The 14,114-nt window shown below is 71.4% G+C and carries 12 protein-coding genes; 7 read left to right on the top strand and 5 right to left on the bottom strand.

Annotation, left to right across the window (positions count from 1 at the left end; translation table 11 throughout):
• Positions 1–301: 301 nt before the first annotated feature.
• Both EDF18_RS11425 and EDF18_RS11420 read right to left on the bottom strand, forming a co-directional pair.
• Positions 302–1,312 carry a C40 family peptidase gene (locus EDF18_RS11425; RefSeq protein ID WP_148050091.1) on the bottom strand — a complete coding sequence of 337 codons (1,011 nt, stop codon included), beginning with the start codon at positions 1,310–1,312 and terminating at the stop codon, positions 302–304.
• Between the two features lie 264 nt (positions 1,313–1,576).
• Positions 1,577–2,269, bottom strand: coding sequence for a metal-dependent transcriptional regulator (locus EDF18_RS11420; protein ID WP_123547908.1), 693 nt, complete (start codon positions 2,267–2,269; stop codon positions 1,577–1,579).
• Positions 2,270–2,356: 87 nt separating this feature from the next.
• Between EDF18_RS11420 and serC the strand changes: the two genes are divergently transcribed.
• Positions 2,357–3,469, top strand: a complete 1,113-nt coding sequence (gene serC / locus EDF18_RS11415) for a phosphoserine transaminase (RefSeq protein WP_123547907.1) — start codon at positions 2,357–2,359, stop codon at positions 3,467–3,469.
• Positions 3,470–3,585: 116 nt separating this feature from the next.
• On the opposite strand, the gene EDF18_RS11410 is transcribed toward serC, so the two are convergent.
• Positions 3,586–4,350: a DUF3027 domain-containing protein gene (locus EDF18_RS11410; protein ID WP_123547906.1), complete on the bottom strand. Its 765-nt coding sequence runs from the start codon at positions 4,348–4,350 to the stop codon at positions 3,586–3,588.
• Positions 4,343–4,720 (bottom strand): cold-shock protein, encoded by a 378-nt coding sequence (locus EDF18_RS11405; RefSeq protein ID WP_123547905.1) that lies wholly within the window; start codon positions 4,718–4,720, stop codon positions 4,343–4,345. The genes EDF18_RS11410 and EDF18_RS11405 overlap by 8 nt, the downstream gene beginning before the upstream one ends.
• A 92-nt stretch (positions 4,721–4,812) precedes the next feature.
• Here EDF18_RS11405 and EDF18_RS11400 point away from each other — a divergent pair, with 92 nt between their 5' ends.
• The 6 genes from EDF18_RS11400 (at position 4,813) to EDF18_RS11375 (ending at position 11,851) form a co-directional block, all read left to right on the top strand.
• Positions 4,813–5,091 (top strand): hypothetical protein, encoded by a 279-nt coding sequence (locus tag EDF18_RS11400; protein WP_148050090.1) that lies wholly within the window; start codon positions 4,813–4,815, stop codon positions 5,089–5,091.
• Positions 5,092–5,130: 39 nt separating this feature from the next.
• A complete protein-coding gene (locus tag EDF18_RS11395; RefSeq protein ID WP_123547903.1) occupies positions 5,131–6,990 on the top strand; it encodes a helicase-associated domain-containing protein in 1,860 nt (619 codons plus the stop codon).
• A 37-nt stretch (positions 6,991–7,027) separates the two neighbouring features.
• Positions 7,028–8,662 carry a DNA repair helicase XPB gene (locus tag EDF18_RS11390; RefSeq protein WP_123547902.1) on the top strand — a complete coding sequence of 545 codons (1,635 nt, stop codon included), beginning with the start codon at positions 7,028–7,030 and terminating at the stop codon, positions 8,660–8,662.
• Entirely contained in the window at positions 8,659–9,228 is a 570-nt protein-coding gene (locus EDF18_RS16360; RefSeq protein WP_158614669.1) for a hypothetical protein, read from the top strand. Before EDF18_RS11390 ends, EDF18_RS16360 begins: the two co-directional genes overlap by 4 nt.
• 102 nt (positions 9,229–9,330) lie before the next feature.
• Positions 9,331–10,023: a response regulator transcription factor gene (locus tag EDF18_RS11380; RefSeq protein ID WP_123355366.1), complete on the top strand. Its 693-nt coding sequence runs from the start codon at positions 9,331–9,333 to the stop codon at positions 10,021–10,023.
• A 67-nt stretch (positions 10,024–10,090) separates the two neighbouring features.
• On the top strand, positions 10,091–11,851 hold the full coding sequence (locus EDF18_RS11375) for a HAMP domain-containing sensor histidine kinase (RefSeq protein ID WP_123547901.1): 1,761 nt from the start codon (positions 10,091–10,093) through the stop codon (positions 11,849–11,851).
• Positions 11,852–12,389: 538 nt separating this feature from the next.
• Here the strand turns inward: EDF18_RS11375 and groL are convergent.
• Positions 12,390–14,009, bottom strand: coding sequence for a chaperonin GroEL (gene groL / locus EDF18_RS11370; RefSeq protein ID WP_123547900.1), 1,620 nt, complete (start codon positions 14,007–14,009; stop codon positions 12,390–12,392).
• Positions 14,010–14,114 lie beyond the last annotated feature (105 nt).

Genomic DNA, 14,114 nt, shown 5'->3' with positions numbered 1-14,114 from the left:
CTTCCAGGGATTCGACTGCTCTCGGGGCAGCGGGGGCCAGCAGGCCGACGGGACGAAAAAAGCACCGTCACGGATGACGGTGCTCTATCGAACGGCGGTGTGTCGTATGTGCTCGTGCGACAGCGCACCCATGGTGCGGGTGGCTGTCGTACGGCTCATGTGACGCTCCTGGTCTCAGCGGAACTCCGAGATCGCCAGGTTAACCCGCGAGAGCCGCCCTGCCTAGGGGCGGGGCGGCTCTTCACTGCTCGTTCACTGCTGCCCGACCGGCAGCCGAGCCGAGGAGGCGGGCGGCCGTCCCCTAGACGGCGTAGCGCACGTAGTGCACCGCGCTGCTCCAGAGCGGGCGCACGCTCACGTACCCGCCGGGCTTCGGCGCGTCGAGGATCATCCCGTTCCCCGCGTAGAAGCCGTCGTGCGAGCCGTCGTTGAAGACGACGACGTCGCCGGGGCGCGCCTCGGACGCCGAGATCGTCGTGCCGAGGGCGGCCTGGCTGCCGACCGAGTGCGGCAGCGAGACGCCGAACTTCGCGTAGACGTACATGACGAAGCCGGAGCAGTCGAAGCCGGCGGGCGTGGCGCCGCCGAAGACGTAGGGCGTGCCGACGTACTGCAGGGCCGCCTGGTACACGGCGGCCTGTCCGGTCGACCCGGAGGAGGCGATGGCCTCGGTGGCCATCGAGCGCGACGACCCGGAGCCGGTGCCCGCCGAGCTGGCTGACGACGAGGCCGACGACGACGCGGCGGCTGCCGCGCTGGCCTGCGCCGCCTGCTGCTGGGCGGCGAGCGCCTGGGCGGCCGCTGCCGCGGCGGCGTCGAGCGTGGCCTGCGACGTGGCCGACCAGTCGGCGCGGGTGGCGTCGACCCCGGTCACGGCGGCGTCGACGGCGAGCGTCTGCCCGCCGGCGACCCGGGCATCGGTGACGGCGGCTGCTGCCGCTGCCTCGCTCGTGGCCGGGTCGTCCTGGTCGAGGGCGAAGGCGGGCAGCGCCACCGTGCCGAAGAGCCCCGCGGTGACGGTCATGACCGTGACGCTGACGACGCTGCGACGGACGGACAGGCGCGACCGGGTCGCGGGCACCGCGGCGGCGGTCGTCGAGGCGTGGTGCTCGGCGGCACGGCGCGCGACGAGCTCGGAGCGCAGCACACGTCGCGCGGCGGGGACGGACGACGCCGAGCCGCGACGCCCGGAGGCGGCCGCCGCGGCGGCGGCCTCGGCACGGCGCACGGAAGAGCGGGTGGGGAACTCGGCGGAGTCGGCGCGCTGGGCTGCGCTGCCGCCTCCTTCGGGGGGAAGAACGGGAGTGGTCAAGAGGTCGGGTCTCCTGCGCCTCGTCACCCTAGGGAGGTGCTCCGTCCGACGTCAGATCGCCTTCTCACGGCAGGAGACGGATGCACGAGACGTCCTGCCACGGGCCCCGCGGCCGGATTCCTGGCTCGGGGACCCTGCGACGCTACGTCATCGCCGCCGGGAAATCATCCTGGAGAGGGATATTCGTCTCGAATTGGTAACGGCCATTGCGTCAGCAATCAGAAACCTATACGTGACCTGGGAACCCCCGGTACGAGGGAGGCTTCAGGCCGAGACGTAGATGTGCTGCGCGACCTCGGTCGGCAGCTCGAGGCCGTCGTCGTGCCCCTCGACCTTCACGAGCACGTAGGCGCCGGCCGACGTGACCGTCGCGACGCCACCGGGGGTCACACCCGCGTCCTGCAGCTGTTGGAGCAGCTCGGGCTCGAACTGCACGGGCTCGGCGAGGCGACGCACGGGGCGCGTGACGCCCTCGGGGTTCTCGGCCAGCACCTGCACGAGGTTGACGACACCGTCGAGGAACCGGCCGGCAGGCGAGTCGCCCAGCTCGTCGAGACCTGGGATCGGGTTGCCGTAGGGCGACTCGGTCGGGTGGTCGAGCATCTCGAGCAGACGGCGTTCGACCTGCTCGCTCATCACGTGCTCCCACCGGCAGGCCTCGTCGTGCACGTAGGCCCAGTCGAGCCCGATCACGTCGGCGAGCAGGCGCTCGGCCAGGCGGTGCTTGCGCATGACGTGGGTCGCCTTCGACCGGCCGTCGTGCGTGAGCTCGAGGTGGCGGTCGCCGGAGACGACGACGAGCCCGTCGCGCTCCATGCGCGCGATCGTCTGCGACACCGTCGGGCCGGAGTGGCCGAGTCGCTCGGAGATGCGGGCCCGCAGGGGCACGATGTTCTCTTCTTCGAGATCGAGGATCGTGCGCAGGTACATCTCAGTGGTGTCGACGAGATCGGTCAACAGGGGCCTCCCGGTGGAACGCGTGGACTACCTCGTCAGCTTACCGGCTGCGCGGGGCCGCCCGTGCCGCGTCACTAGGATCGTGCCATGGCGGACCTCTCGATTCCCACTGACCTCCTCCCCCGCGACGGGCGCTTCGGCTGCGGCCCGTCCAAGATCCGGGGCGCCCAGCTCGAGCACCTCGTCACCGCCGGCGCCACGATCCTCGGCACCTCGCACCGCCAGCCCCCCGTGAAGCAGCTCGTCGGCCGCGTCCGCGCCGACCTCGCCGACCTCTTCCGCCTGCCCGACGGCTACGAGGTCGTGCTCGGCAACGGCGGGTCGACGGCGTTCTGGGACGCAGCGGCGTTCGGGCTCGTCGAGAAGCGCGCCGAGAACCTGTCGTTCGGCGAGTTCGGCTCCAAGTTCGCGAAGGCGGTCGCCGCCCCCTGGCTCGAGGCTCCCGTCGTCCGCACCGCGGAGGGCGGCTCGCTCAGCCAGATCGAGGTCGTCGAGGGGGTCGACGTCTACGCCTGGCCGCACAACGAGACCTCGACCGGCGTCATGGCCCCGGTCACCCGCGTCGTGGGCGACCCGGGCGCCCTCACCGTCGTCGACGCCACGAGCGCCGCGGGCGGCATCGACTTCGACGCCTCGCAGGCCGACGTCTACTACTTCGCGCCGCAGAAGAACTTCGCCTCCGACGGCGGCCTCTGGTTCGCCCTCATGTCGCCCGCGGCGATCGAGCGGATCGAGCGGATCGCCGCGAGCGGTCGGTACATCCCCGAGTTCCTCAGCCTCAAGAACGCCGTCGACAACTCCCGGCTCGACCAGACGCTCAACACCCCGGCCCTCACGACGCTGCTGCTGCTCGAGGACCAGACCCGCTGGATGCTCGAGAACGGCGGCCTCTCGTGGGCCGACGCGCGCACCCGCGAGTCGTCGTCAGCGCTCTACGACTGGGCCACCGCCTCCGAGTACGCGACGCCCTTCGTCGTCGACCCGACGCACCGCTCGCAGGTGGTCGCGACGATCGACTTCGCCGAGTCGATCGACGCCGCCGCGATCGCCGCGACCCTCCGTGCGAACGGCATCGTCGACACCGAGCCGTACCGCAAGCTCGGCCGCAACCAGCTGCGGGTCGCGACCTTCACGGCCATCGAGCCCGACGACGTGCGCCAGCTGATCCGCTCGATCGAGCACGTGGTCGGCGCCCTCTAGGCACCGCCCCCGCACGCGGGAGGCCCCGACACCAGCAGGTGTCGGGGCCTCCGTGCGTCAGCAGCGCCGGTCGTCAGCAGGACCGAGCCGAGGAGGCGCGGGCCGCGTCGGCCAGGTCAGCGACGTCGACGAGGCAGCGGGTCCTCGTCCTCGCCGTCCCAGTCGCCGTCGTGCGAGTCGTCGTCGGCGTCCGCCTCGGGGTGCGCGGCCGGTACGACGGGCTCGTCGCCGTCGGAGTCGTCGCCGTCGGAGTCCTCGTCGTCGGAGTCGTCCTCGTCGGAGTCGTCCTCGTCGTCCAGGTCGTCGATGTCGACGCCGTCGACGTCGCCGCCGTGGACGGGCCGTGGGCCGTCGTCCTCGTCGGAGTCGTCGTCATCGTCGTCCGACTCGTCGTCGTCCGAGTCGTCGTCCTCGCCCGAGTCGTCGTCCGAGTCCTCATCGTCGTCGTCGTCGTCGTCCGACTCGTCGTCCTCGGAGTCCGCGTCGCCCGCCTCCTGCGCCTTCATCTCGGCGAGGCGATCGGCCCACGGCACCCAGTCGGGCGCGATCAGGGCATGGTCGCCGGGCAGCAGCTCGACCTCGAGGACGGTGGGCTCGGAGCCCTCGACCTGGGCGACGCTGACCGTCCAGAACCAGCCGGGGTAGCCGGGCAGCAGGGTCGCGAAGCGGACGGAGATGACGCCGTCGACCTCGTCGACCGGGGGCGCCTCGGCGCCGATCGTCTCGTCGGGGGTGATCTCGAGCAGGGCGGTGCGGGCCAGCCCGGCGAAGGGCGAGGTGCGGGGCCCGTCCGTCGCCGCGGTGGGCGTAGAGGCGGCGTCGGGCGTCGCGGCGGCGTCGGGCGTCGCGGCGCCGTCAGGCATCGAGGCGGCGTCAGGCATCGAACTGGTCCGCGACGGTGCGCAGCAGCACGGCGAGCTTGGCGCCGTTCTGCGGGTAGCGGCCGTGGCGCAGGTCGCCGCCGGCCTGGTCGAGCACCTTCACGAGGTCCTCGACGATGACGGCCATGTCGTCGGCGCTGCGTCGGCTGCGCTTGACGAGGCTCGGGGCGGCCTCCAGCACGCGCACGGAGAGCGCCTGCGCACCGCGCTTGCCGTCGGCGATGCCGTACTCGAGGCGGGTGCCCGCCTTGACGCCGACGGTGCCGGCGGGCAGCGCGGACGCGTGGAGGAAGACCTCTTGGCCGTCATCGCTGCTGATGAAGCCGAAGCCCTTCTCGTCGTCGTAGAACTTGACCTTGCCGGTGGGCACGATGTGACTCCTCGTGGTGTGGGGGTGCGTCCTGAGCCAGGACGCGAGGTGCGGGACCGCCCTGCCCGGCGGTCAGCCACTATCCTGTGGAGGTGGCAGACAAGAACGAGCAGAACGCACCTCAGGGCGTCCATCGTACTGAACGCGTGCTGATCGTCATGATGGTCACGATCGTCGGCCTCTCGATCGCCGCGTTCGTCGCGCGGCTCGTGGGTGCAGTCGTCGGCGTCGACGACTACTCGGGCGGGGCGTGGCCGATGGTCACGATCCTCCCCTTGATCGGGCTGCCGCTCGCGATCCTGCTCATCATCGCGTCGGTGGTGGTCGGGGTCGTCCGTCGCAGCAGGGCGAGTCGCGACACCACACGGTAGACGCAGCACCGCGCTGCTCACCACCAGGAGGCCATGCCCATGTCCAGTGCACTCGACCTCGCGGGCGTGCTCCGCTCCTCCGCGCCCGACGACCTCGTCCGGCTGCTCTCCGCCCGGCTGCTCCGCGCCTCCTCGGTGAACGACGCCTTCGACCTCGCCGACACGCTGCTCGACCCCTCGTCGGTGCGCGACGCGCTGTCGCACCTCGACCGCACCGAGCTGCTCGTGCTGCACGCCGCCCGCACGCCGGGCGACCTCGACGCCCTCGTCGCCCGCATCGACGCGGTCTTCGACATCGGCCGCGGTGCGGTCGCCGTCGCGGTCGACCACCTCGTCGAGCTGTTCCTCGTCGTACGCCAGGGCGACGGGTCGACCGCGAGCGTCAGCACCCTCGACGGCGTCGGCGACCGGCTCGACGACGACCCGGCGCTCTCGCCCGGCCGACTGGGCGCCGAGCACCCGCCCGTCGTGCTCGAGGCCGTGGCCGACGTCGACCGCGACGCCACCGACGCCCGGTCGGCCGAGCGTCTCTACGCCGTCGTGATCGAGGTCGCCGAGATCCTCCGCGCGCTCGACCGGTCGCCGGCCCGCGAGCTGGCCAAGGGCGGGCTCGCCCTGCCCGAGGTGCGGCGCCTGGCCGAGGCCGCCCGTCTCGACGTCGACGACGTCCCGACCGTCGTGGCCATCGCCTCCCGCGCCGGCCTCGCGGCCGCCGGTCCCGAGGGCGTCGCGAGCACGCAGGAGGCGGCGGCCTGGCTCGCCTCCTCGTGGCCCGACCGCTGGGAGTCGCTGACCCGCGCGTGGCTCGCCTCGCTGCCGGCCGAGATCCTCGCGGTGCTGCACGAGCGCGTCGAGACCTCGTGGGGCGAGCCGCTGTCCGAGTACGCGCGCTGGGCCTACCCGGCCGGCGACGCGTGGATCCCCGAGCGCCTCGCGGTCTTCGCCCGGGCGGCCGAGCTGCTCGGGCTGACGAGCGGCCAGGCGCCGACCCGCGCGGCGATCTCGCTGCTGCGCGAGGGGCCGGAGGCGGCCAGGGCCCGCGTGGCCGACCTGCTGCCCGACGCGATCGAGCAGGTCTACCTGCAGCACGACCTCACCGTCGTCGCGCCCGGCCCGCTGGCCCCGGGGCTGGACGCCCGTCTCCGGGTCATCGCCGATGTCGAGAGCGCCGGCCTCGCCGCCACCTACCGCATCACCGAGGGCGGCATCCAGCGCGCCCTCACCGCCGGCGAGACGGCCGACAGCCTGCGGTCGTTCCTCGAGGGCATCAGCCTCACCGGCGTCCCGCAGCCGCTCGACTACCTCCTCCAGCAGTCCGCCGAGCGGCACGGCCGGTACCGGGTCGAGCGCGTGGTGGGCAGCGCCGACCTGCCTGCCGGAGCGGTCACGGTCGTCAGCTCCGACGAGCGGGCGAGCGTCGACACGCTCGAGGTCGACCACGCCCTCGCGCCCCTGGCGCTGCAGCGGGTGGACGCGGGGCGCGTCGCCACGACGTTCGACCGCGACACCGTCTTCTGGGCCCTCAGCGACGAGCGGTACCCGGTCGTCGTGGTCGACGACGGCGGCGAGGCGACTCCCCCGGCGCGACGTCGCCTGCACCGGCCGACGCCCGTGCCGCCGCGCGACGCGGTGCGCGACATGGTCGAGCGGCTCACCGCGGGCAGCGAGGCCAGCAGCGAGACCACCGACCGCGCCTGGATCACCCGTCAGCTCGACGCCGCGGTCAAGGGCCGCCTGACCGTCACGATCGCCATCGCGATGCCCGACGGCAGCACGAGCCAGCTCGAGATGGAGCCCACGGGCGTCGGCGGCGGACGCGTGCGCGGACGCGACAAGAAGTCGGACGTCGAGCGCACGCTGCCGCTGTCGCACGTCGTCTCGGTGTCGAGCTCGGCCTGAGTCGCACCCAGGCAGGGCGCGCCTAGACTCGACCCTCATGACCGGCCCCCTGATCGTGCAGAGCGACCGCACCGTCCTGCTCGAGGTGGCGCACCCTCAGGCTGAGGACGCGCGCCACGACCTGAGCGTGTTCGCCGAGCTCGAGCGCGCCCCCGAGCACGTGCACACGTACCGCATCACGCGCCTCGGCCTCTGGAACGCGCGCGCGGCGGGCCACACCGCCGACGACATGCTCGGCACGCTCGAGAAGTACAGCAAGTTCCCCGTGCCGCAGAGCGTCACGGTCGACGTGGCCGAGACGGTGGCCCGCTACGGGCGGATCGTGATCGAGCGCGACGGCGAGACGCTCGTGCTGCGCGGCACCGACGACGCCGTGCTGCGCGAGGTCACGCGCGTCAAGAAGATCGGCGAGCTGCTCGGCATCCGCCGGAGCGACACGGTGTGGGAGCTGCTCCCCTGGGCTCGCGGCGAGATCAAGCAGCAGCTGGTCAAGCTCGGCTGGCCCGCCGAGGACCACGCCGGCTACACGCCCGGCACCCCGCACGCCATCGAGCTCGACCAGACCGACTGGCAGCTGCGCGGCTACCAGCAGCAGGCGATCGACGAGTTCTTCTCGGGCGGCTCGGGCGTGGTGGTGCTGCCCTGCGGCGCCGGCAAGACGCTCGTGGGCGCCGGGGCGATGGCCGCCGCCGGCACGACCACGCTGATCCTCGTCACGAACACGGTGAGCGCACGGCAGTGGCGCGACGAGCTGCTGAAGCGCACCTCGCTGACCGAGGACGAGATCGGCGAGTACTCGGGCTCCGTCAAGGAGGTCAAGCCGGTCACGATCGCGACCTACCAGATCCTCACCGCCCGCCGAGCAGGCAAGTACACGCACCTGTCGCTGCTGGACGCCCTCGACTGGGGCCTCGTCGTCTACGACGAGGTGCACCTCCTGCCTGCCCCCGTCTTCAAGCTGACGGCCGAGCTGCAGGCGCGCCGCCGCCTCGGCCTCACCGCCACCCTCGTGCGCGAGGACGGCCGCGAGGGCGACGTGTTCAGCCTGATCGGGCCCAAGCGCTTCGACGCTCCCTGGAAGGAGATCGAGGCGCAGGGCTACATCTCGCCCGCGAGCTGCTTCGAGGTCCGGGTCGACCTGCCGCAGCAGGACAGGCTCGAGTACGCGGCCGCCCCCGACGACGAGCGCTACCGACTCGCCGCGACGGCGCCGGCCAAGCTCGACGTGGTCAAGCACCTCGTCGAGCGGCACGAGGGCGAGCAGATCCTCGTGATCGGCCAGTACCTCGACCAGCTCGACCAGCTCGCCGAGGTCCTCGACGCCCCGACCCTGACGGGCGCGACGCCGATCGACGAGCGCGAGCGCCTGTTCCAGGCCTTCCGCTCGGGCGAGATCAAGGTGCTGGTCGTCTCGAAGGTGGCCAACTTCTCGGTCGACCTGCCGGAGGCGACGGTCGCGGTCCAGGTCAGCGGCTCGTTCGGCTCGCGGCAAGAAGAAGCGCAGCGGCTCGGGCGCCTGCTGCGGCCGAAGAAGTCGGGCCTGCCCGCGTCGTTCTACACGCTCGTCAGCCGCGACACGGTCGACCAGGACTTCGCGCAGAACCGCCAGCGGTTCCTGGCCGAGCAGGGCTACAGCTACACGATCCTCGACTCCCCGGTGCTGGCCGCGTGAGCGCGCCCGACCTCGGGCCCGGCGACGTCCCCCTCGGCGACGACGAGCTCTGGCGCGACGGCCTGCGCCGAGTGTTCCTGGCCGACCAGTCGCCGTGGGCGGCCTTCGGGCCGCTGGTCGCCTCCCTCGACCACGAGGCCGTCGAGTACCGGGGCCAGCGCTCGCGCACCGCGCCGTGGGACGACACGGTCGTCGTCGCAGTCGAGCGCACGTACGAGGTGCAGGGCGGCCTGCACGCCGGCGCGAGCTTGAGCGTCGTGACGTGGACCCGCGACCCCGAGGTCCTCGAGCGCAGCGACCTGCTCGCGGGCTCCCCCGTCGTCGACCACCTCTACGCGGGCCTCAGCGCGCTCGGCGAGCTGGACGACGCCGAGGAGGCGCGGGTCGTCACGGCCCCGGTCGAGCGGTTCCCGGGATGGGAGATCGCCCGCGCCTCCGGCTACACGGCCGTGCTCGAGCAGCGCGACGGCGTCGCCTTCACGCTCGCGGTCCCGGACGAGCTGCTCGAGTTCACGACGCGCATCGCGCTCGTGCCGAACACCGAGTGGGACGACGCGGGGCGCTGACGGCCGGCTGACGGCTCGCTGACGGCGCGCTCGCTGCTCGCACGCGGTCGGCGCACTCACGACTCACAGGGAACACCGAGGGCGCGGACAGATACTGGGGCCATGAGCGACGGCCCCAAGATTCTCATCGTCGATGACGAGCCCAACATCCGCGACCTGCTGACCACCAGCCTCCGGTTCGCCGGCTTCGCCGTGCGAGCGGTCGGCAACGGCGCGCAGGCGATCTCCGCGGTCCTCGAAGAAGAGCCCGACCTGATCATCCTCGACGTGATGCTCCCCGACATGAACGGGTTCGGCGTCACCAAGCGCCTCCGCTCGTCGGGCTACACGTCGCCGATCCTGTTCCTCACGGCGAAGGACGACACCGAGGACAAGATCACGGGCCTCACCGTCGGCGGCGACGACTACGTGACGAAGCCGTTCAGCCTCGACGAGATCGTCGCCCGGATCAAGGCGATCCTCCGCCGCACCATGAACGAGGACGAGGACGCGATCATCCGCGCCGGCGAGCTCACCATGGACCAGGACACCCATGAGGTCACCATCGGCGAGACCGCGATCGAGCTCAGCCCCACCGAGTTCAAGCTGCTCCGCTACCTCATGCTGAACCCCAACCGCGTGCTGTCGAAGGCCCAGATCCTCGACCACGTGTGGGAGTACGATTTCAACGGCGACGCCGGGATCGTCGAGAGCTACATCTCGTACCTGCGCCGCAAGCTCGACCAGTTCTCGGCCGAGCCGATCATCCAGACGAAGCGCGGCTTCGGCTACATGCTCAAGGCCGCCAAGGCCTGACGCGGAACGATCACCGGTGGCGCCCGGGAGCCTCGGCTCCCAGGCGCCACCGGTATCTTCGCTTCTCATGCACGAACGCCTGTCGCAGTGGTGGAACGAGATCTCCATCCGCACCAAGATCACCGGGATCACGGTCACCTTGGTGACCCTCGGTCTGCTCGTGGCGGGCCTCGGCACCATGACGGTGCTCAGCACGTACCTCTACGGCCAGGTCGACCTGTCGCTCAAGTCGGCGGCCGAGAGCTTCACGGGTGCCTCGCCGAGCGCGACGAACGCCCAGTCGTGCACCGTCACCTTCGGGGCGACGAGCAGCAGCTTCGTCGCGCTCTTCCGTGAGGACGGCACGCGCATCTGCGACAACGCCGACGAGCTGCAGGGCGGCACCGGGCCCGATCTCTCGGCTGTCGACCTCCCGAAGGCCGGCACCACGGCCGAGCCGATGAGCGTCTACAACTCCGACCACGACCAGCAGTGGCGCATCTACGCGTTCGACAAGACCCTGACGCAGCGCGACCAGACGACCGGCGTCGTCGAGCAGATCGACGCCACGATCGTCACCGGCACCAACCTCGCCAGCACCAACGCCGTCATCGGGCGCTTCAGCGGCATCTTCCTGGGCTTCGGCGTCTCGGTCATCGTGCTCGGCGCCGCCCTGACCCGACTGCTCGTCACGTCGACCTTCACTCCCCTGCGCGACGTCGAGGCCACGGCCGCCCGCTTCGCCGACGGCGACTTCAGCCAGCGGCTCGACTCGACGACGCCCAACACCGAGGTCGGCAGGCTGAACCGCTCGCTCAACACGATGCTGAGCAGGATCGACTCGGCCTTCGACGACCGGTCACGGACCATCGACCAGATGCGGCGCTTCGTCGGCGACGCCAGCCACGAGCTCCGCACCCCGCTCGTCAGCCTGCGCGGCTACGCCGAGCTCTACCGGATGGGCGCGCTGACCAAGCCGGAGGACGTCGCCCAGGCCATGGACCGCATCGAGAAGGAGGCGATCCGGATGGGCGTCCTCGTGCAGGACCTCCTCGCGCTCGCCCGTCTCGACGAGTCGAAGCCGCTGGAGCTCGGCCCGGTCGACCTGGTCGCCATCGCCCGCGACTCGGCCCTCGACACGATGGCGTCCAACCCGGACCGCGACATCGCCGTGGTCGTGCACGACCCGGTCGTCGGCGACGCTGCGGATGAGGCACCGGTCGCCGCCCTCCCTGCCGCGCCGGACGACGCCGCAGCCGTGCCGCCCGGGTCGACGGGGGCGATCTCGTTCGCGGGTGCCACCCTCGCGCGCCTCCGTGGCCTGCGGGCCCGTGCCGTCAGGGCGGGCGATCCCGTGGACGACGGGCAGACGGGCGACCTGTCCGGCCACGGCCCGCAGGCGCCGGCCGTGGTGCTCGGCGAGGAGAACAAGCTGCGCCAGGTGATCACGAACCTGATGGGCAACGCGATGCGCTTCACGGAGCACGACAGCCCGATCGAGCTCGCCGTGCAGTCCGACCCGGGCCGCGGCGTCGCGACGATCGACATCGTCGACCACGGCGAGGGCATCCCGCCGCAGATCCGGGAGAAGATCTTCCAGCGCTTCTGGCGTGCCGACTCGTCGCGCACCCGCGACACGGGCGGCTCGGGCCTCGGCCTGGCCATCGTCTCCGGCATCGTGTCCGCGCACGGCGGCAGCGTCGACGTGTTCGACACCCCCGGAGGCGGTGCGACCTTCCGGGTCGCACTGCCGCTGTTCCCCGAGGTCGCGGGCGCGGGCGGTGCTGCTGGAGTTGCCACGACGGCCGCCCCTGCCGCCGACCAGCCGCCCACGACGCCCGCCTCCTAGTCGCTGCCGGGGTCGTACCCGAAATTTGCGCGTGATCCGTCGTCCGAACGCCGCAGAGGCCGTTCACCGAGGCCTGCGCCGCACGGATCACTCTCGCTTTGCGGTCCCACGCCTCTCAGAGCGGTGCGGCGCAGCCGCGGCCCTTCTCTGCGCACGCGCCCACCCGTGATCCGCGAGCCATCCGCCTGACCGGCGCCGCGCCTCCTGCACGGAGACCGACGCCGCACGCGGATCACTCTCAAATTTCGGGGACTCCGCAAATGCCGACCGGCGAGCCTGCTGTACCGGGAAAGCCGGGTACCGCGGCGCCTCCGAGCACGCTGCAGTCGGGTTTTGCGGCTTCCGCGCACACGCGCACAGCCGAGTCCCCGCAGAAGCCGACCTGCACGCTCACAAGAACGGCTTCTCCCGTTGTCCGGACGCGCGAAGACACCTCTCGGTCGGCATCTGCGGAAGAGCGTCCGCACGCACGGCAACGCCGAAGGGCGGCTCCCCCGGAGGAGAGCCGCCCTTGCGGTGTGACTGGTGCGGTCGCGGACTAGAAGTCCATGCCGCCCGAGGGGTCGCCGGCCGGGGCCGGGTTGCGCTCGGGCTTGTCGGCGACGACGGCCTCGGTGGTCAGGAACAGACCAGCGATGGAGGCGGCGTTCTGCAGGGCAGAGCGGGTCACCTTGGCCGGGTCGATGATGCCGGCGGCGATCATGTCGACGTACTCGCCGGTCGCGGCGTCGAGGCCGTGTCCGACGGGCAGGCTGCGGACCTTGTCGGCGACGACGCCGGGCTCCATGCCCGCGTTGAAGGCGATCTGCTTCAGCGGAGCGTCGATGGCGACACGCACGATGTTCGCGCCGGTCGCCTCGTCGCCCTCGAGGTGCAGCTCGGCGAGAGCGGTCTTGCCGGCCTGGATGAGGGCGACGCCACCACCGGCGACGATGCCCTCCTCGACGGCTGCCTTCGCGTTGCGGACGGCGTCCTCGATGCGGTGCTTGCGCTCCTTGAGCTCGACCTCCGTGGCCGCGCCGGCCTTGATGACGGCGACGCCGCCGGCGAGCTTGGCGAGGCGCTCCTGGAGCTTCTCGCGGTCGTAGTCGCTGTCGGTCGCCTCGATCTCGGAGCGGATCTGACGGACGCGGCCCGCGATCTGCTCGGGGTCGCCGGCGCCCTCGACGATGGTCGTCTCGTCCTTGGTGATGACGACCTTGCGAGCACGGCCGAGCAGGTCGAGGGTCGCGTTCTCGAGCTTGAGGCCGACCTCTTCCGCGATGACCTGGCCACCGGTGAGGATGGCGATGTCCTGCAGCTGGGCCTTGCGACGGTCGCCGAAGCCCGGGGCCTTGACGGCGACCGACTTGAAGATGCCGCGGATCTTGTTGACGACCAGGGTCGCCAGCGCCTCGCCGTCGACGTCCTCGGCGATGATGAGCAGCTGCTTGCCGCTCTGGATCACCTTGTCGACCACGGGGAGGAGGTCCTTGATGTTCGAGATCTTCGAGTTGACGATGAGCACGTAGGCGTCCTCGAAGACAGCCTCCTGGCGCTCGGGGTCGGTCACGAAGTACTGCGACAGGTAGCCCTTGTCGAAGCGCATGCCCTCGGTCAGCTCGAGCTCGGTGCCGAAGGTGTTCGACTCCTCGACGGTGACGACGCCCTCCTTGCCGACCTTGTCGATGGCCTCGGCGATGAGCGCGCCGATGGTGGGGTCGGCGGCGGAGATCGAGGCCGTGGCCGCGATCTGCTCCTTGGTCTCGATGTCCTTCGCGTCGGCGAGGAGCTGGGCCGAGACGGCGGCGGCGGCCTTCTCGATGCCGCGCTTCAGCGAGATGGGGTCGGCGCCTGCGGCGACGTTGCGGAGGCCCTCACGGACGAGCGCCTGGGCGAGCACGGTGGCGGTGGTCGTGCCGTCGCCAGCGACGTCGTCCGTCTTCTTGGCGACCTCCTTGACGAGCTCGGCACCGATCTTCTCGAACGGGTCGTCGAGCTCGATCTCCTTGGCGATGGAGACGCCGTCGTTCGTGATGGTGGGGGCGCCCCACTTCTTCTCGAGCACGACGTTGCGGCCGCGCGGGCCGAGCGTGACCTTCACCGCGTCGGCCAGGATGTTCAGGCCGCGCTCGAGGCCACGACGGGCCTTTTCGTCAAAAGCAATGATCTTAGCCATGTGTTTCCTCGTCCCTCCCGGACGTCATGAAGCAGAAGCATTGGCACTCACCAACGGCGAGTGCCAGGGACGATTCTGGCACTCTCACCTATGGAGTGCAAGTGA

Source organism: Frigoribacterium sp. PhB107 (genome assembly GCF_003751515.1).
Lineage (GTDB): Bacteria > Actinomycetota > Actinomycetes > Actinomycetales > Microbacteriaceae > Frigoribacterium.
The sequence above is the reverse complement of the archived record's forward strand: the minus strand, read 5'-3'. Positions and strand labels throughout refer to the sequence as shown.

Bases quoted from the DNA above. Each gene is read 5' to 3' on its own strand.
- serC (WP_123547907.1), top strand. From the start codon at position 2,357: ATGGCGGACCTCTCGATTCCCACTGACCTCCTCCCCCGCGACGGGCGC.
- EDF18_RS11410 (WP_123547906.1), bottom strand. From the start codon at position 4,350: ATGCCTGACGCCGCCTCGATGCCTGACGGCGCCGCGACGCCCGACGCC.
- EDF18_RS11395 (WP_123547903.1), top strand. From the start codon at position 5,131: ATGTCCAGTGCACTCGACCTCGCGGGCGTGCTCCGCTCCTCCGCGCCC.
- EDF18_RS11390 (WP_123547902.1), top strand. From the start codon at position 7,028: ATGACCGGCCCCCTGATCGTGCAGAGCGACCGCACCGTCCTGCTCGAG.
- EDF18_RS11380 (WP_123355366.1), top strand. From the start codon at position 9,331: ATGAGCGACGGCCCCAAGATTCTCATCGTCGATGACGAGCCCAACATC.
- EDF18_RS11375 (WP_123547901.1), top strand. From the start codon at position 10,091: ATGCACGAACGCCTGTCGCAGTGGTGGAACGAGATCTCCATCCGCACC.
- groL (WP_123547900.1), bottom strand. From the start codon at position 14,009: ATGGCTAAGATCATTGCTTTTGACGAAAAGGCCCGTCGTGGCCTCGAG.